The 17,616-nt window shown below is 69.0% G+C and carries 17 protein-coding genes; 6 read left to right on the forward strand and 11 right to left on the reverse strand.

Going from position 1 to position 17,616, the window contains the following annotated elements; all coding sequences use genetic code 11:
• Positions 1-6: 6 nt before the first annotated feature.
• Complete coding sequence (locus ACH438_RS17125) at positions 7-387, reverse strand: hypothetical protein (protein ID WP_397006147.1); 381 nt, start codon at positions 385-387, stop codon at positions 7-9.
• Between ACH438_RS17125 and ACH438_RS17130 the strand changes: the two genes are divergently transcribed.
• Positions 358-939, forward strand: coding sequence for a TetR/AcrR family transcriptional regulator (locus tag ACH438_RS17130; RefSeq protein WP_397006149.1), 582 nt, complete (start codon positions 358-360; stop codon positions 937-939). The two genes, ACH438_RS17125 and ACH438_RS17130, sit on opposite strands and share 30 nt — an antisense overlap.
• On the opposite strand, the gene ACH438_RS17135 is transcribed toward ACH438_RS17130, so the two are convergent.
• Entirely contained in the window at positions 926-1,450 is a 525-nt protein-coding gene (locus tag ACH438_RS17135; RefSeq protein WP_397006151.1) for a TetR/AcrR family transcriptional regulator, read from the reverse strand. The genes ACH438_RS17130 and ACH438_RS17135 overlap by 14 nt on opposite strands.
• A gap of 351 nt (positions 1,451-1,801) precedes the next feature.
• On the opposite strand from ACH438_RS17135, the gene ACH438_RS17140 reads away from it, so the two are divergent.
• Entirely contained in the window at positions 1,802-2,992 is a 1,191-nt protein-coding gene (locus ACH438_RS17140; RefSeq protein ID WP_397006153.1) for a lipase family protein, read from the forward strand.
• A gap of 42 nt (positions 2,993-3,034) precedes the next feature.
• On the opposite strand, the gene ACH438_RS17145 is transcribed toward ACH438_RS17140, so the two are convergent.
• From ACH438_RS17145 to ACH438_RS17155, 3 genes are all read right to left on the reverse strand, one after another.
• Entirely contained in the window at positions 3,035-3,673 is a 639-nt protein-coding gene (locus tag ACH438_RS17145; RefSeq protein WP_397006155.1) for an ammonium transporter, read from the reverse strand.
• Between the two features lie 163 nt (positions 3,674-3,836).
• The gene (locus ACH438_RS17150; RefSeq protein WP_397006157.1) at positions 3,837-4,601 is read right to left on the reverse strand and encodes an energy-coupling factor transporter transmembrane component T family protein; all 765 of its coding nucleotides are present in this window, start codon (positions 4,599-4,601) and stop codon (positions 3,837-3,839) included.
• Positions 4,598-6,673 carry an ABC transporter ATP-binding protein gene (locus ACH438_RS17155; protein ID WP_397007121.1) on the reverse strand — a complete coding sequence of 692 codons (2,076 nt, stop codon included), beginning with the start codon at positions 6,671-6,673 and terminating at the stop codon, positions 4,598-4,600. The genes ACH438_RS17150 and ACH438_RS17155 overlap by 4 nt, the downstream gene beginning before the upstream one ends.
• A 155-nt stretch (positions 6,674-6,828) precedes the next feature.
• Between ACH438_RS17155 and ACH438_RS17160 the strand changes: the two genes are divergently transcribed.
• Entirely contained in the window at positions 6,829-7,743 is a 915-nt protein-coding gene (locus tag ACH438_RS17160) for a cation diffusion facilitator family transporter (RefSeq protein WP_397006159.1), read from the forward strand.
• A gap of 29 nt (positions 7,744-7,772) precedes the next feature.
• Here ACH438_RS17160 and ACH438_RS17165 read toward each other — a convergent pair whose 3' ends face one another.
• Complete coding sequence (locus ACH438_RS17165) at positions 7,773-9,233, reverse strand: flavin-containing monooxygenase (protein ID WP_397006161.1); 1,461 nt, start codon at positions 9,231-9,233, stop codon at positions 7,773-7,775.
• A gap of 95 nt (positions 9,234-9,328) precedes the next feature.
• Between ACH438_RS17165 and ACH438_RS17170 the strand changes: the two genes are divergently transcribed.
• Complete coding sequence (locus tag ACH438_RS17170; RefSeq protein ID WP_397006163.1) at positions 9,329-10,396, forward strand: AraC family transcriptional regulator; 1,068 nt, start codon at positions 9,329-9,331, stop codon at positions 10,394-10,396.
• Position 10,397: 1 nt separating this feature from the next.
• On the opposite strand, the gene ACH438_RS17175 is transcribed toward ACH438_RS17170, so the two are convergent.
• The 4 genes from ACH438_RS17175 to ACH438_RS17190 form a co-directional block, all read right to left on the reverse strand.
• A complete protein-coding gene (locus ACH438_RS17175; protein ID WP_397006165.1) occupies positions 10,398-11,177 on the reverse strand; it encodes a metallophosphoesterase in 780 nt (259 codons plus the stop codon).
• Between the two features lie 222 nt (positions 11,178-11,399).
• Positions 11,400-12,155 carry an RluA family pseudouridine synthase gene (locus ACH438_RS17180; RefSeq protein WP_397007123.1) on the reverse strand — a complete coding sequence of 252 codons (756 nt, stop codon included), beginning with the start codon at positions 12,153-12,155 and terminating at the stop codon, positions 11,400-11,402.
• Between the two features lie 101 nt (positions 12,156-12,256).
• Entirely contained in the window at positions 12,257-13,612 is a 1,356-nt protein-coding gene (locus ACH438_RS17185) for a wax ester/triacylglycerol synthase family O-acyltransferase (RefSeq protein ID WP_397006167.1), read from the reverse strand.
• 135 nt (positions 13,613-13,747) lie between these two features.
• A complete protein-coding gene (locus ACH438_RS17190) occupies positions 13,748-14,467 on the reverse strand; it encodes a hypothetical protein (RefSeq protein WP_397006169.1) in 720 nt (239 codons plus the stop codon).
• Between the two features lie 229 nt (positions 14,468-14,696).
• Between ACH438_RS17190 and ACH438_RS17195 the strand changes: the two genes are divergently transcribed.
• The gene (locus ACH438_RS17195; RefSeq protein ID WP_397006171.1) at positions 14,697-15,569 is read left to right on the forward strand and encodes an LLM class flavin-dependent oxidoreductase; all 873 of its coding nucleotides are present in this window, start codon (positions 14,697-14,699) and stop codon (positions 15,567-15,569) included.
• Between the two features lie 29 nt (positions 15,570-15,598).
• Here the strand turns inward: ACH438_RS17195 and ACH438_RS17200 are convergent, their stop codons facing one another.
• Entirely contained in the window at positions 15,599-15,994 is a 396-nt protein-coding gene (locus ACH438_RS17200; RefSeq protein WP_397006173.1) for a hypothetical protein, read from the reverse strand.
• A 115-nt stretch (positions 15,995-16,109) separates the two neighbouring features.
• On the opposite strand from ACH438_RS17200, the gene ACH438_RS17205 reads away from it, so the two are divergent.
• Positions 16,110-17,522 carry a DUF1254 domain-containing protein gene (locus ACH438_RS17205; RefSeq protein ID WP_397006175.1) on the forward strand — a complete coding sequence of 471 codons (1,413 nt, stop codon included), beginning with the start codon at positions 16,110-16,112 and terminating at the stop codon, positions 17,520-17,522.
• Positions 17,523-17,616: the final 94 nt, after the last annotated feature.

The following is a 17,616-nucleotide window of genomic DNA, read 5'->3' on the forward strand; positions in this document are numbered from 1 at the left end:
CTGGATTCAGGCGGCGCTGCCGCGGGCCGGACCGGCGATGCGGACCGGATTCGCGAGCCCGAAGCGGATCAGGCTCTCCGCGGTGTCGAAGAGCGTCTCCTCGACGGGCCGCTGCGTCCAGCCGAGTTCCCGCCCGGCTTTGGCGGCGGAGACATGCTCCGCGCGGCCGAGGTATTGCGTGGCGGTGCGGGCGGTGGCATCGAAGCGCGCGGCCAGGCGCACCAGCCAGTCCGGCAGCACGCGGGTGGGCACCCGGTACCGGATGGCGAGGATGCGGGCGATCTCCGGGAACGAGATCTGTTCTCCCGCAGCGATGTACCGGTTGCCGGCGGCCTCGGGCGTCTCCATGGCGAGCCGATGCGCGAGTGCGACGTCCCGCACGTCCACGGTGGCGAAGTCGCGGCGGTCAGCCTGCGCCGGGTCGCCCGCGAGGCCGGCGTCAGCCCCGGCGCCCCCTATCACCACTTCGCCGACCGCGCCGCCCTGCTCTCCGCCCTGCGCGCCCGCGGTTTCGAGCTCATGCGCGACGAGATCCAGGCGGCCCGCGCCGCGGCCGCCGGCCCGGCCGACGCGCTGGCCTGCATGGGTGCGGCCTATGTGCGGTTCGCCGTGGGCAATCCGTCGTACTTCCGGCTCATGTTCCGCCCCGAACTGGTCGAGTCCGGTAAACACGTCGCCGCGGACGGCGACGAACCCGACGCCGGCGACGACGCTTTCGCCGCACTGGAGGAGACGGTCCAGGAGGCGGTGCGCGCCGGCGTCCTCCCGTCCGGTGACGCGGATGCCCTCGCGCTCATGTACTGGAGTCTCGGCCACGGCCTGGCCTCGCTCATCCTCGACGGCAAGCTCGGTAAGCGCGTCGCTCAAATGGGCCTGGCCACAGACGAACTCACCGACCGCGTCACCCGTATGTTCGCGGCCGCCCTCATTCGGCCGTGAATTCGCCTATCCCCGCGCGCCAGGCCGCATCCAGATCGGCGGTGTCCGGAAATCGGCCGTCGATCTCGAGACTCACCATGCCGTGCGCGAACGCCCACAGCGCCCGCGCCCGATCCGCGTCGTAGCCGACCGCCGCCGCCAGCGGCCGGGCGGTGCGCTCCTCCAGACCGGCGGGCAGCAGATCCCGTTGCAGCGGGCGGTAGTTCATCAGCCGATACAGGTGCGGGTGGGCCAGCGCCCAGTCGCGATAGGCCCGCGCGATACCGGGGAGGCCGTGCGGCGCGGCCGCTTCCAGGGCCACCGCGATCTCGGTGAATCCATCGATGACGACGAGGTTTTCGAGCGCCGTCTTGTCCGGCACATGCTTGTAGAGCGACGGCGCCTTGATCCCCAGCGCCTCCGCGACAGTGCGCATGGTCAGCGCGGCCGGTCCCTGCCGGTCCAGCAATGCCCGAGCGGCAGTGGCGATCTGCCGCTGCCGCTCGGTGAGTGTTTCCGTGGACTCAGTCACGGAGGAAGCCCTCCTTCGTGCGCAGGCCGGCCGGGAGGCGGTGCGAGGTGGTGGCCGAGGGGGTGGCGGTGAACGTGGTCATCGGTGTCTCCGAGGCTTCGAGCTGCGGCTAACGTTGTTAGCTCAACTGTATGGCTAATGCCGTTAGCCTGTCAACACTCAGGTTGCCGCGACGCGCGGGCGAACGTTGACCTTGCGCGACGGCCGAGTTAATTTGAGAGCTCCGATGCGCTGGAGATCGAGTCGGCGCGGCAGCGAATCCGTTTCATACCTGGAGCGTCGGTCGATACGACGCTGGAGGCGGGTATGCGGCGGGTGGGTGCCTGGACTCGATCTTGTTGGCGCGCAGCAATGATCGGGGCGGTGCTGCTGCTCGCGGCCCTCGTGGTGGCGCCGGGCGCCCGGGCCGATATGCCGTACCCGGACGACGACCCGTTCTACGCCGCCCCCGCGGGACTGGACGGCGACCCCGCCGGCGCGGTACTGGACTCCCGCCCGATCTCGGTGCTGGGCTTGCCATTACCGGTCCTGGGCTGGCAACTGCAGTACCGCACCACTGATTCCGCGGGCGCGGCCATCGCCGATATGGCCACCGTCATGGTCCCGGCGACCCCGTGGCTCGCGCCGGGCGGGCGGCCGCTGCTCTCGTATCAGATCGCCGAGGACAGTCTCGGCACCCGCTGCGCACCGTCTTTCGCGCTGCGTGGTGGCCGCGATTTCTCCATCGTGAACACCGTGCTGGACGTGCCCTTCCTGGCCGAGGCCATGCGCCGCGGCTGGGCGGTGGTGGTCTCCGACTACGAGGGCCCGCAATCCCGGTTCTTCGACGGCGTGAACTCCGGCCGCGCGGTGCTCGACGGCGTGCGCGCCGCCAAATCCTTTGTGCCACTGGCTATCACCGCGGACAGTCCGCTCGGAGCCTTCGGCTATTCCGGTGGGGCCTTCGCCACCCTGTGGGCCATGCAGCTGCGCGCGAGCTACGCGCCCGATCTCATGTTCGCCGGGGTCACCTCGGGTGGTGTGCCCGCGAACATTCCGGCCATCGCGCGCGGGGTGGACGGCGGCTATCAGGCCGGGCTGGCGGTGCTCATCCTGATCGCCCTGGCGCGTGACGATCCCGGCTCCGGCCTGGCGGCGACGCTCAACGATCAGGGCCGCGCGCTGATGACGCAGGAGGCCACCGCGTGCGGCGGCGATCTGGTGGTGCATCACCTGTTCCGGCACGTGGACCAGTATTCGGATACCCCGGATCTGCTGGGGCAGCCCGCATTCGAGCGCGCCGCCGGGCGGCAGGAGCTGGGCGGCCGGGCCCCCGATGTGCCGCTGTACCTGTACCACAGCAATGCCGACGATGTGGTCCCCGTGGCGGGCTTCAGCGCCCTGGTGGACCGCTACTGCGCCCTGGGCGCGAATCTGACCGCCATCCATTCGACGGTGGCGGGCCATAATCCCGCCGCCATCGTGGAGTCCTGGGGCGCAATGAATTTCCTGGCCGACCGGTTCGCCGGGCGGCCCGTGGTTCCCGGGTGCACCGTGCGCTGAGACAGCACGGTGCACCCGGGGTTCAGGACCCGGAGACCGGGATCACTTGCCGCCGTTGGCCCACTGGGTGGTGCCCGGTGCGGCGTTCAGCGTGTTGATGAGGTTGATACCGGCGATCAGCAGGGCGGGGCCGCCCGCCACGATGGTGCCGATGATGGCGCCGACACCGGCGGCGACCGGTACCGTCGCGAAACCGAAGGCGCCGCCCGCGAAGCCGAGCAGGCCGATGCCGAAGCCGATGGCCAGGCCGACGAAACTGCCGACGGCGGTGGCGATTCCGAACTGGGTGCCGAAGGCGTCCAGCGCGTGCTCGTTCTCCATGGGCGAGGCCACATCGCGCAGGGCGACCGGGCGGGCCGCGGCCGCGTCCTTGACGGCGGTCAGGCTCAGCGTCCGGCCGTCGTTGGAGATGTTCGCGGGGAGCGGGTATTCCAGGCCACCCTCCTGGAAGGACGCCGGCAGGCTCACGACCGTGTTACCGGCCGTGTCCTTGATGTTCACCGTGGTACCGGCCAGCTCGAACGAGCCGTTGGTCAGAGTCGTCACCACGCTGTTGCCGACCAGATTGGTCTGGTAACCGATGTTCGGTGCGTTGGTATCAGCGTGCGCCACACCGGCTCCGGCAATGGCGACGGCCGTGACGACGGGTGCGGCGACAGCGGTGAATTTGCGCAGCATCATGAGGTGTTCCAATCTTCATCAGGTTCTCGGGGCAACGCCCGGCCCGCGCGTAAATTCCCTCCCTGTGCACCTCGGGCCGAGCCGATGATGCGATAACGCGTTACAGCTAGTTACGGTAGCGCGATCCACCGACACCGCGAATAATTTTCGGCTCGAGTCTCGATCAAAACAGCAGGTCGATTCCGGCGCCCGCCACGCATACCAGCGCTACCAGCAGCAATGCGATCACATCCCGCCGCCCCGGCGCGCTCGGCCGGGCCGTCAATTCACCGGTTCCGCCACGCGTGGTGATCGCCTCGCCGAGTTCACCCGCGCGCCGGCTGGATACCGCCATACTCGCCGTGAGGATGTCGACGAGGGGGTTCTCGGATGCGCGATGCAGCAGCGAATCCTTCGGCCGCAGTTTGCGTGCCGCCCGCAGCACCCGCATCTCCTCCAGCAGCAGCGGCAGGCCGCGCAGCATGAGCGCCACCACCACGGCCCACTCGTCCACCGGAACCGAATGCCGCACCCCGCGCCGCGTCCAGCCGATCTTCTTCAGCGGCGCACCCAATTTGGCCAGCGCGGGCGCCACCTCGCCGAGCGGCGTCGTCCAGGCGATCAGGAAAGAGGCGCCCAGCAGCACGAACCCGAACAGCACCACCTGCACGTACCGCAGCACGGCGGCACCGCCCACCGGCACATTGATGGCCCCGCCGATGGCGATGCCGACCCACAGCCACCACGGGAAGCGCGGCAGCGTGCCCAGCGGCAACCTGGCCACGATCCACACCGCCACCAGGAAGGCGACGCTGAATCCCAGGAGCCACCAGGACGGCTGGAACATGAGCAGCACGCTGATCGCGAAGGCGCTGATCATCTTGGTGCCGGCCCACAGCCGGTGCACGGGGCTCTCGACGGGAACCTCGCGCAGCACGATGCCGCTCATCGGGCGCCTCCGGTGACATCGTGGCCCTGCGTCGCGAAAGCCGGTGCCGTGGAATCTTTTTCGACTATGTGGCCGTCTCGTAGATGGACGGTCCGATCGCAGACGGCGGCCATATCGGCGACATCGTGCGAGATGACGATCAGGGTGAGCCCGGAATCCCGCAGCCGCGCCAGCAGTTCCACCACGCCCGCGCGGCCCTCCGGATCCAGCCCGGCGAGCGGCTCGTCCAGCACCACCACCTGCGGCCGGCTGGCCACGATGGCCGCCAGCACCACGCGTTTGGCTTGCCCGCCACTGAGTTCCTCGACGGAGTGCGAGGCCAGGGCCCGGTCCAGGCCCACGGCGTCCAGCGCCCGCGCGACCGCGGCGGAGCCCCGCCCGCCCCAGTCCTCGATCTCGGTGCCTACGTCCTGGCGCTGCAACTGCAGCCGCGAATGCTGGAAGGCCAGCTGCACCTTGCCGATTCGCTTGTAGACCGGATGCGCGCCGTTCGATTCGACCAGTTCGCAGCTGCCTTCGCTGGGCACCGTGAGGCCGGCCATGATCCAGGCCAGCGTGGACTTGCCGGAACCGTTGCCGCCCACGATGAGCAGCGCCTCGCCGCGGCGCACGCTCAGGTCGATGCCGTGCAGCGCGGGCGCCTCCCACGGCGTGCCGCGATTGTAGGTGTGCCGGACGCCGCGCAATTCGAGCACGGGTTCGCCCATGGGCCGGCGCCGGGTATCGCGCACCGGGCGCGGCCAGGCGGGCAGATGGTCGACGGATCGGCCGTCGCGCAGGTGCACCACCCGGTCGGCGGCGGCCGCGTCGGCCTCGTGGTGGGTCACCAGGATCACGGCCATGGGGTGCCGGCGCGGCAGATCCGCCAGCAGCGCAACGAGATCCCGGCGGCCCGCCGGATCGATCATGGAGGTGGCCTCGTCGGCGATGAGCAGGGTGGGCCGCCGGGCCAGCGCCGCCGCGACCGCGAGCCGCTGCTGCTGCCCGCCGGACAGGGTGGCGGTCTCGCGCCGGCCCATGCCCGCCAGCCCGACCTCGCCCAGCAGTCCCTCGATATCCACCTCGGCGGCGATCTCGGTGGGCAGGCCCCACACCACGTCGTCGGCCACCAGCACGCCCAGGGTCTGACTTTCGGGGCGCTGCAACACCATCGCGGTGCCGCCGAGCACGCCCAGCCCCGCGGAGCCGGGCCGGGTGACCGTGCCCGTGCTCGGCGATCGGCCCGCGAGAATCCTGGTGAGCGTGGACTTCCCGGATCCGTTGTGCCCGACCACGGCCACGAATTCGCCGACCCGCACAGTCATGTCGATGCCGTGTAGCGCGTCGGTGCGGGCGCCCGGATAACGGAAGGTGACCCCGCGCAAGGTGACCGGCAGCGGCGCCACCGCGCGGTCGTCGGCGGGCCCGTCGAGCAGATCGTCGCGGCCGGGCAGCCAGGCCAGCCGGTCCAGCACCGAGCCCAGCACGAACCAGGAGAACACGCCGCTGACCATCATGGCGGCGACGATGCCGCCGCCCATGAACGCCCACCACCAATGCAGTACGTCCCCGGTCAGATTCGCGACGGCCCGGCCCAGCGGTTCCAGCTGCCGCTGGCGCGCCGCCAGATTTTCCACGCCCTGCGCGGAGTTGCGGATACTGTCGAACAGCAGTTGGCGTGACCCGGAGAAGAGCAGCAGCAGCCCGACGGAGAACGAAGCCATCGTCAGCCCGGCCAGCGTGGACAGCCCCAGCACCGCGAGCAGACCGCCGTGCCGGCGCTTGACCGTGCCGATGATGCCGCCGACCACCGCCACCCCGATCAGGTTGGTGGCGGGCACCAGCCCGGCGGCCACGAAGGTGACCAGCGTCGCGGCGATGGTGGTGCCGAGCAGCACCCGGAACCGATGCCGATGCGACAGCAGGCCCATGGGCACCGCCGCCACCAGTTGCAGCGCCGCGGCGAACGGCACCAGCGACCCGACCGTCACCAGCCCGACCGTCGCACCGCCGAGCACCGCCGCGGTCGCGAATTCGATGGGACGCAGTGGGCCGTGCGGAAGGCCGGGCGCCGGAGCACCGGCGGCGAGCACGCCGAGCCGGGTGGGCGCGGCCCCGTGGGCCTGGGACGAATCGGTCACGCATTCCAGTCTGCCGTGTCCGAGGGGGTCCCCAGGGTGACCTCTCAACATCTCCACAGGATCTTGCCTTCGGCATCTCATACTCGCGAGCGGAAGCAGGCCGGACTTTGGGACACGAACACACGCACGCCGTCGCGCCGGAGAGCGCGTCGGGCAAGTATCTGAGCAGGCTGACCCTGGCGCTGGGCATCGCCCTGGTGTTCATGGTGGTCGAGTTCGCGGTGGCGGCGATCACCGATTCACTGGCCCTGCTGTCGGATGCGGCGCACATGCTCACCGATGTGGTCGGAATCGCCATGGCGCTGTCCGCGATTCTGCTGGCCAAGCGCAGCAAACCCACCTATACGCGCACCTTCGGCTACTACCGGGCCGAGGTGCTGGCGGCGCTCGCGAACGCGGTACTGCTGTTCGCCGTCGCGATCTACGTGCTCTACGAGGCCATCCGCCGCATCGGTGAACCGCCGGAGGTGCCCGGGGTGCCGGTGCTGGTGGTGGGTGCGCTCGGGCTGGCCGCGAATATCGTGTCGTTCCTGCTGCTGCGGACGGGCGCACAGGAGAGCCTCAATGTGCGCGGCGCGTATCTGGAGGTGTTCGCCGATCTCATCGGCTCGATCGGCGTGTTGCTGTCCGCGGCCATCACGCTCACCACCGGCTGGCGGTACGCGGACATGATCATCGGTGTGGCCATCGGGTTCTGGGTGCTGCCGCGCACCTGGCTGCTGGCCCGGCGGTCCCTGCGAATCCTGTTCCAGCACAGCCCGGAAGGGCTCGATGTGGAGCGGGTGGCGAAGGCGCTGCAGGCGGTGCCGGGCGTGGCCGATGTGCACGATCTGCATGTGTGGACGCTGACCTCGGGCATGGAGGTGGCCTCGGCGCACATCGCGGTGAATCCCGGGCGCGTCGGCGACGAGGTGTTGCGCGCGACCCAGCGGGTGCTGGCCGAGGACTTCCGGATCGAGCATGCGACCTTGCAAGTGGAGGATGTCGAATCGGCTCGGCACTGTGCCGAACTATCGTGGTAGAGCGCCGAACTATCCTGGTAGCCAGGCGATTACGGGGAGGTCAACCGGTAGTCCGCGGTCTGCACATGCCGGGTGCGACGGCGGTAGCTGCGGGTAGTCCCGGGCCAATTGTTGGTGATGCGGCCCGAGGCGGTCCGATACCAACTCGTGCAGAAGTTCCACGGCGTACGCGCGAGTCGTGATTGGAGCGCGGTATTGAATTCGCGCTCCACTTCCGGCTTCACCTCCAGGCACTGCCCGGGATGCTCGGCCAGCAGTTGCACCGCGCGGCGGATGTAGCGGGCCTGCGATTCGATCATGTAAATGATCGACCCCACACCGAGATTCGTGTTCGGGCCGTACACCAGGAACAGGTTCGGGAACTCCGGCACCGTGATGCCGAGGTACGCGTGCGCGCCGTCGTCCCACACATCGGAGAGGTTCGCGCCGCCGCGCCCGCGAATCTTCATGGGCCACAGGAACTCCGTGCCCTTGAACCCGGTGCCGTAGATGATCACGTCCGCCTCGTGCAGGACGCCGTCGGCGGTGCGCACGCCCTCGGGCACGATCTCGCTGATGGGCGTGGTCTCCACGGTCACGTTCGGCTGGGTGAGCGCCGGATAGTAATCGCTGGAGAACAGCCCGCGCTTGCACCCGATCGGATAGTCGGGCGTCAGTTTCGCGCGCAGTTCCGGATCGGTGACCTGCTCCTCGAGATGCTTCTCCGCGATCCGCGAGACCATGCGCACGATGCCGGGGAACTCCACCAGGCCCAGTGCCACGAACTCCGCGATCGACCACCACGAGAGCCGTTCCGCCAGCGGCATTCCCGGGATCTCGATGAGAATGCGCTGATGCACCGGCTTGTAGTCGGTATCGAATTTGGGCAGCACCCAGGCGGCCGTGCGCTGGAACAGGGTCAGCCGCGCGACCTCCGGCTGGATCTCCGGCACGTATTGGATGGCGCTGGCCCCGGTGCCGATGCAGGCCACCCGCTTCCCGGCCAATGGCACGCCGTGGTCCCAGCGCGCGGAGTGGAAGGACGGCCCGGCGAAGGTCTCCACCCCGGGGATCGCGGGCATGGCGGGCCGCGACAGCTGCCCCACCGCGGAGATCAGGATGTCGGCGGTGCGGGTTCCGTCGTCCGCGGTGCGCACCACCCAGCGCCCGCCGTCCGGTCCGGGGCCGGCGACGAATTCGGCCTCGGTGACCTCGGCCCCGAACACGATGCGGTCGTAGAGGCCGTTGCGCTCGGTCACCTCGCGCATGTACTCGCGGATGTCCGGGCCCGTCGAATACCGCTGCCGCCACTTGGGTTTGGGCTCGTGCGAGAACGAGTACAGCGGGGACGGCACATCGCAGGCGGCGCCCGGATAGGTGTTCTCCCGCCACACTCCGCCCAGGTCGGCGGCCTTTTCCAGAATGGTGAACTCGCGGAAACCATTGCGCTGCAGCTCGATCGCCATGCCGAGTCCGCCGAAGCCCGCGCCGATGATGATGATCGACGGCATGTGGTGCTCCTCTACGTCGAAGACTCATCTCAGCCTAGAAGTGAGCGCCCGATTTGGTGGGCGACCTGATCGAGAATTTCGGCCATAATCCGTGTATGAGCACGGTGCAGGAGGCGGGGATCCGGGACTGGGATTTCCCGCGCGGGGTCGCGAGTGTCGCGCTCATGGTCGGATTCGCCCGCGAACACGGCGTACCGGCGGCCCGCATACTGCAGGGCAGCGGGCTGAGCGAGCAGGCCCTCGCCGATCCGGACGCGCAGATCGACGCCCACACCGAACTGGCCGTCATCCGCAATCTGGTGCGGGAACTGGGCCATCGGCCGGAACTGGGACTCGAGGTGGGGCGGCGCTACCGCATCACCACCTTCGGCATCTTCGGGTTCGCCTGCGTCAGCAGCCCAACGCTCGGGGAGGCCATCACCTTCGCGCTGCGCTACCTGGAACTCAGCTTCACCTTCTGCATCCCGGTGGCGCGCTGGCAGCCGGGCGAGTTCGTGGCCCGCATCCACGACGAGCGCATCCCCGCCGATGTGCGGCGCTTCCTGGTGGAACGCGATGTCACCGCCATGTACCAGATGCTCTGCGATCTGGTCGGGCACCGGGTGGACCTGGTGCGCGCCGAATTCGATTTCCGCACCCCGGAGCGCCTCGACCTCTACACCGAGATCTACGGGCTGCGACCGGATTTCGAGCAGCCGCACAATCTGTTCGTGCTCGACCCGGAGGTGCTGGACAAACCGCTGCCGCAGGCCAACGAGCACACCTGGGCCATGTGCCTGGCGCAGTGCCGGGAACTGGTGTCACGCCGCCGCGCCCGCACCGGCATCGCCGCCGAGGTGCGGGAACGCCTGGTGCCCCGCGGCGGCGTGGACGGTTTCGCCGCCCCGCCCGGAATCGACGCGGTGGCAAAGGATCTCAATATGAGCACCCGCACGCTGCGCCGGCACCTGGACGCCGCCGGCACCAGCTACCGGCAACTGCTCGACGAGGTGCGGCGGGCGCTGGCGGAGGAAATGCTCACGGCCACACCGCTGTCGGTCAGCGATGTCGCGATCCGGCTCGGGTACGCGGAGGCGTCCACGTTCATCCACGCCTTCAAACGCTGGACCGGCACCACCCCGTCGGCCTACCGCCGCGGCGCGGTCACCGCCGTCATCCGCTGAGCTATTCGCGGGGTTCGCCGAGCCAGCCGCCCATGGCGATGGGCCGGAACGCGGACAGCAGCCGGCCGTCGGTGATCGAATGGAACACCAGCGACGGATCCGGCGCGAAGTCGATCGGCACGTGACCCGGTGCGGCCGTTTCCCATTCGCAGCCGATGGTGGAGGACACGCTCGGCGCGACGATCAGCGGCTTGCCCGCGAACTGCGTCATCAGCCCGGAGTGCACATGCCCGGTGAGCACCGCGGCGATCCGATCGTCGCCCGCCACGATCTGCGCCAGCCGTTCCGGATTGGTGAGCCGGATGGGGTCGACCACGGTCGACTGCACCGGTAGCGGCGGATGGTGCATGGCCACCAGCACCACATCGTCATCCGGGGTGGCGGCCAGCAGGTCGGTGAGGAACGCGTAGGTCTCGTCGTCCAGCAGGCCTTCCGGCTTGCCGGGAATGCTGGAGTCCAGCAGGGCCAGGGTGACGCCGTCCAGGCGCAGTGACTGATTGATGGGTCCGTAGCCGGCCTCTTGGCCGAACAGCACGGCGCGCATATTGGCGCGGTCGTCGTGGTTGCCGGGCAGGATCACCACGGGCAGGTCGGCGATCAGGGCGGCGCGCGCCTGCTGGTACTCCTCGATATCGCCCTCATCGGCGATATCGCCGGTGACGAGGATGGCGTCCGGTCGCTGCGGAAGGTCGGCCAGAAAGGCCATCACCCGCTCGGTGCGTTCGCTGTTGCGCGCGCTCATGTTGAAGTGAGTGTCACTGAGCTGGGCCACCAGAACCATCGGCGTTCGCTTTCTGTGAAGGGCCGCATCATTGCGCCCGAACGTGCCCGCAGCAGCGAAGGCACTCTTCACAGGCTAAATGACCTGCCCTGATGCGACCTCAGTGAGACTCGCCACCGAATATAGCTGTGTTCTATCAGCCCTGCGCTTCGCTCCGGGCGTGTTCGCGGCCAAGGCGCAGGTTTATGGAGCCGGATGCTCGGTCTTCCCTCCTCCGCTCCGTCAGTCCAGACCGAGCCGGGCCGCGAACTCGACGGGATTGTCCACCACCGATATCCCGCCGACCTGCCAGAAGTCCGGGTCAGGGTCCGCCTCGAGCTCGAGCACGCCCGAATCCCGCCACGACGCGTCCAGGCGCAGCCGCCACGAATGCAGGTGGGTGCGCTGGTGTGTGCCGGTCCGGTCGAAGAGCGGATCGCCGACGATGGGGTGGCCGATCCAGGCCAGGTGCACGCGAATCTGGTGGCGGCGGCCGGTGATCGGGCGCAGGGCGAGGACGGTGTGCGAATCGGTGCGGGCGAGGGTCGCGAATTCGGTGACGGACGGATAGTTCTTGCCCGCCAACAGATCTTGTTCGGCCACTCGCCAGGTGTCGCCGTCGCGGCGGATGCTCTCGCGCGGGGCGGCAATGCGCACGCGGTTCTTGCGGCCGACGCTCAACGGGAGATCGATGACGCCACGGTCGGGCAGCCCGGTGGATTCGGTGACGGCCAGGTACGCCTTGCCGACCGTGCGCTTGTTGAACTGCCGGGTGAGTTCACCGTGCGCGGGCAGCTGCTTGGCGAGCAGCACCAGACCCGAGGTCACCTTGTCGATGCGATGCACCGGGTAGAGCGTTTCCCCTTGGGCCGCGGCCATTTCCACGATGTCGGTGTCGTGGCGTTCACCCGTCACCGAGATGCCGGCCGGCTTGTTCAGCGCCAGCACGGCATCGTCTTCGGTGATCAAGCACTGTTTCCGCAGCTCCGGCCAATCCATCTCCACCGGGTCAAGCGTAGAGGGACCAACTCTCGTAGCTCGCGGCTCCACCTCCCTGCGCCGGGGCAAGCCCCTGAAACCCCGCACGCCGGACGCCTCTCTCAGAGGACGGCTTTCTCCAGCTCTGCCAGACCGTTCTCCAAGTGGTCGATCATGCGGTCGAGATCCGGGACTGTGCGGCGGCAGCCGACCAGGCCGAAATCGAGGTTGTCCCCGTTGGTGGTGAGGGTGATGTTCATGGCCTGGGATTCGAAGGGAATCGAGAGCGGGTAGTTGGCGTCCAGCCGCGCACCCTGCATGTACACCGGCTTGCGCGGCCCGGGCACATTCGAGATCACCAGATTGAACGGCATGCGCGGCAAGGCTTCGAAGCCCGGCAGCAGTGATACGCCCAGCGGGGTCATCAGCAGCGCCGACAACGCCATGGCCTCCAGCTTCGGCAGCTGGGTGAAGACCTGCTTGGCCTCCCGCATGGAGGTGCTGATGGCGGCCAGCCGGGCGGCCGGATCATCCAGGTGGGTGGCCAGATTCGCGAGGCAGGCCGCGACCATGTTGCCCTCGGAGGTATCGGCCTCGGCGACCGTGCGCACGTTCACCGGCACCATGGCGATGAGCGGCTCGTCCGGCAGCGCATCGTGTTCGATCAGGTAGGACCGCAGTGCCGCGCCACTCATGGCGAGCACCACGTCATTGACGGTCGCGCCGGTGGCCTGCCGGATATTGCCGATGCGTTCCAGCGGCCAGGACCGCACCGCGATCCGGCGGGCGCCGCCGATGGACACGTTGAACATGGTGCGCGGCGCGGTCATCGGCATGGTCAGCCGACCGTCGAGCACCCCGCGCAGCGGCGCGGCGATGGATCCGGTGCTGCGGATCATCCGCGGCAGCGTCCGGCGCAGTTGCTGCAGCGGGTTCTCGGGTTCGCCCGGATCCTTGACGACCGGCGCGGCGCCCCACGGCACCCGGACGCGCGAGTCGAAGGGATCGTCGGTGAGGGTGCGCTGCAGCAGCCGCATGGCCGACACCCCGTCGATGAGAGCGTGATGCATCTTCACGTAGACGGCGAAGCGCCCGTCGTCGAGGCCCTCGATGACCCGGGCCTCCCACAGTGGCCGGTGCCGGTCCAGCAGGATGCCGTGCAGCCGCTCGGTCAGATCCAGCAGATCGGGCAGTCCGCCCGGCGCGGGCAGCGCGGAACGCCGCAGGTGGTAGTGCAGATCGACCTTGTCGGCATGGGACCACGCGATGCTGGAGAAGCCGCCCAGCAGCCGGCGGGGCTGGCGCCGGAACCGGGTGCGCACCTCGGTGGCGTCGGCCATGGTCTCGTAGAGGTCGTGCACGAAGTCCGGCCCGGCGTCGGCGGGCGGTTCGAACAGCTGCAGACCGCCCACGTGCATGGGATGTTCACGGGATTCGAGGGCCAGAAAAAGAGCGTCGAGCGGATTGAGAAGATCCATTGGGAGCCGCCTGGTACCGATGGGCATGCGAGCCCGGAGAGACACGGTGCGGCGACGCTGCCCCCCGCCTGCCTTAACTGATGAATCAGGTTAGCACCGCACTTGATTCGTCATAACTTGAGCGATCGTCCAAATCTAGGCGGCGGTGCTGCCCGAGGGTTGCCGGCGCTCGACATCGGTCCGCGAGGCGAAGGTCATGCTGACGCTGGTGCGCCGCCCGTGCACGAACGGATGCACGCGGTGCAGCGTGGTGTCGGTGCGCATCAGATAGAGATCACCCGCGTTCAGCTCCCAGGACTGAATAGGGTTGCGGGTCAAGGTCCGATAGATGTCGGCGTGGTCCCAGTCCCGGCGGGTGTGCGCCACCGTCTGCACGAAGCCGCCGTCCGCCAGCGGCGGGCACTCCACCACCAGCACGAGCGTGAAAGCGTAATCGTCCCAATGCCATTGACTCGGCGTGCCGTCGTGGTGCAGCCGGTTGACCGTGTACCGCCCGGTCCCCGGGCTGGGCAGCACGGGTTCGGCGGCCACCAGGGAGAGCCTGTCCCGCAAGGGTTCACAGTCGTAGAGCTGCGGGATGCAGCCCGCGTGCGCGTCGACCTCCTGCTGCGACAGGTCCACCGGCTGCTGCCGGGCGGTGTGCTCGGCGTCGGGCAGCAGCTCGCCCCACTGCCGATGGTGATCGAGCAGGGTCAGCGCCTCCGCCGCCAGGGCCCGTTTCACGCGGTAGGGGAGCAGGAAGCCGAGCCGGGCTATCCCGGTCTCCGCCAATCGATTCCGAGCATGGTGCAGGGCGTCGCCGTCCACTCTCGGGAGGTGTCGCCGGGCCAGTTCGAGCATGTTGTTGTCGTGCACCGTTACGTCCTTCCCCGGACCGTCTCGCGCGCGGTCCGGCTGCCGGAAGACCGGGCCGCACCCCCGGGCGGCCCTGTTTCTGATTGTAATCCGTTGCCGGGCAACGACTATTGATTCAGGTCGCCGGTTGATCACGATCGGATGGCGGTCCGTGATCTTCCGGCGGCGCCGAGCACGGCCGGATGGACTCGCCGAGCGGACGCGGGGCTCGGGGGAGCCGCAGGTCAGCGTGGGTAGCCTGATATTCGCTATGGGCGATTACGGGCATGAACTGAGGTTCGGGATCTTCGTTCCGCCCGAGGCGGCGCGCGGCCCGGCGCTGCTGCGGCTCATCCGCCAGGCCGACGAGGCCCGCCTGGAAGTGCTGGCGGTGCAAGATCATCCGTATCAGCCGGCCTTCCTCGACACCTGGACCCTGCTGTCCTACGCGGGCGCCATGACCCGCAATCTCACCCTCATGCCCGCCGTCGCCAATCTGCCGCTGCGCCCGCCCGCCGTGCTGGCGCGCAGCGTGGCCAGCCTGGATCTGCTCACCGGCGGCCGGGTGGAACTAGGGCTGGGCGCGGGCGCCTTCTGGGATGCCATCGAGGCCATGGGCGGGCCGCGGCGCACACCGGGGCAGGCGCTGACCGCCCTGCGGGAGGCCATCACGGTCATCCGGGCGCTGTGGAGTACGGACGAACGCCCGCGCGCCGAGGGGCAGTTCTACTCCCTGCGCGGCACGAAAGCCGGTCCGGCCCCGGCACATCCGGTCGGCGTCTGGCTCGGCGTGTACGGCCCGCGCGCCCTGCGTCTGACGGGTGAACTGGCCGACGGCTGGCTCGGCAGCTTCGCCTACGCGCCGCCGGATCGGCTGGCCGCGCTCATGTCGGCGATCGATACCGGGGCCCGGGATGCGGGCCGGGTGCCCGCACTCATCCGGCGCGCCTACGTGATCGACCCGACCATGACGCCCGCGCAGCTCACGGATGTGGCGCTGGCCCATGGCATCAGCGAATTCCTGCTGCCGGTGGATCCGGAGGGCGAATGGGCGACCCAGCAGTTCGCGGCCGAGACCGTGCCCGCGGTGCGGGCGGCGGTCGCGGCGGCACGGGTGAACTAGCCGGCGGCACGGCCGGACCGGCCGCCCGGCTACCCGAAGAGGCGGCTGTTCACGATCTTCCGGATGGGCGACAGGAAGCCTTCGTGGGTGATCCGGTCCGTGCGCACGGTATGCATGCTGACATCGCCGCGTGCCGGGTCCTCACAGATGACCCGCAGATCCCGGCTATTCGAATGGGCTGTCCCCAGCGTGAGGGTGACGGTGCCGTCGGAATGGACGGTGCCCCACGGACCGCTCACGTCCTTACCGGCGATCTGACAGCGATTGTTCGCCTTCTCGCCGGTGATCCGGGCGGTGAGATCGGAGTGGCCCTGGATGGTGGCCTTGGGCTCGCTGTTGGCGGTCGCGACGCCCGCGGCCAGCAGGGTGCCGAGAGCGCCGACCACAACGGCGGTGGTGATGCGGGTGCGCAGCGATCGACTCATGGTTCCGATAGTGAATCGTGGCTTGTGAGGATTTCGTGATGTAGCAGGGTGAATTGGGGATGAATTACGCGTCAAAACTATTTCCGGCCGGTCGGTTTGATACGTTTCCGGCGTCATGGACAGCGCCCTGGACCGTGCCTTCGATCGACGTGCCATGCTCGGACTGGCCATCGCCGCCGGGTTGTCTCTCCCCGCGTGCGGCCGGTCCGCCCCTCCCGGAACTTCCACGCCGACGACCTTAGCGGACCGCGACGCAATCGCAATCGCCACCGACGCATACATTTTCGGCCTGCCACTGCTGTTGGTGCACGCCACCAGGGATGCCGCCGGACCGGTCAATATTTTTCAACACGCGGATTACTTGCCGAGCGCCGACGACCGCCTGGTGGTCCGCCTCAATCTCGACACGCTCTATTCGATGGCGTGGCTGGACCTGGCCGCCGAACCCATGATCCTGCAAGTGCCGTCCGTCCCGGGCGGCCGCTACTGGCTCATGCAACTGCTGGACGCCTGGACCAATACCGTCCACGACCCCAGCGCGCCCCGGCCGGGCACCGCGAATCCGCAAGGGCCCTATACCTATCTGATCACCGGCCCCGGCTGGACCGGCGAGGTGCCGGCCGGCGTCACGCGATTGCCCATGCCCACCCACACCGCCTGGCTGACGGGCCGGATCCAGATCAACGGCCGGGCGGATCTGCCTGCCGTGCACGCCGTCCAGCAGGAACTGCGCCTCGCGCCGCTGCCCGCCTGGCTCGCCGATCCGCACGCGCCCACTCCCGGCCTGCCGCTCCCGGCGCGGTCGCTGGGCGCGGGCCCCGGGAAGGACGTCGCGGCCATGGACGGCCGCACCTTCTACGACCGCCTGTGCGCCCTCATGGCCGTCGACGCGCCCGCCCCGGCGGATGCGCCCGCGCTGAAACGCTTCGCCGCCATAGGAATCGAACCGGGTGGCGCCGTGGCCCACTACCCGGGCGCGACCCTGGCCACCGCGGCCGCGGCGGGCCGCCGGCGCATCGCCGATTATGTGAACCCGGACGCGCGGACCGTGAACGGCTGGCGCATCGCCACCGACCTCGGCAGCTACGGCACCGACTACCTCTTCCGCGCCGGCACCGCCGCCACCGCCCTCGGCGTGAATCTGCCGCGGGACGCGCTGTATCCGACCACCCAGGCGGTGGCCGACGACAATGGCGCGCCGCGCCGCTTCCGGTTGCGTTTCGCGCCCGGGCAACTGCCGCCGGTGGACGCCTTCTGGTCCGTCACCGCATACGATGCCGATAGTTATCTGGTGGCCAATCCGGCACACATTTACGCCGTCGGACACGAGATTCCGGTAGTGCCCGGACCCGATGGCTCGGTCGAAATCGCGGTGCAGAATGCCGACCCCGGACCGGCCGTGCCGCGCGGCAATTGGCTGCCGATTCCGGGCTCCGGCAAATTCTCCCTGACCATGCGCCTGTACGCTCCCAGATCAGATGCCATCGAGGGTCTCTGGCAACCACCCGAGCTGAAACCGGTGTCCTGACTACCGGTCGGAGTGTTCTCTGCCAGAATCGAATTGCTGTGAGTACGCTGATCGCCGTTCATTGCGGGTTCCGGAGCAGGTAATCCAGCTACGG

The sequence above is a fragment of the Nocardia sp. NPDC020380 genome, assembly GCF_044386975.1.
Classification (GTDB): Bacteria; Actinomycetota; Actinomycetes; order Mycobacteriales; family Mycobacteriaceae; genus Nocardia.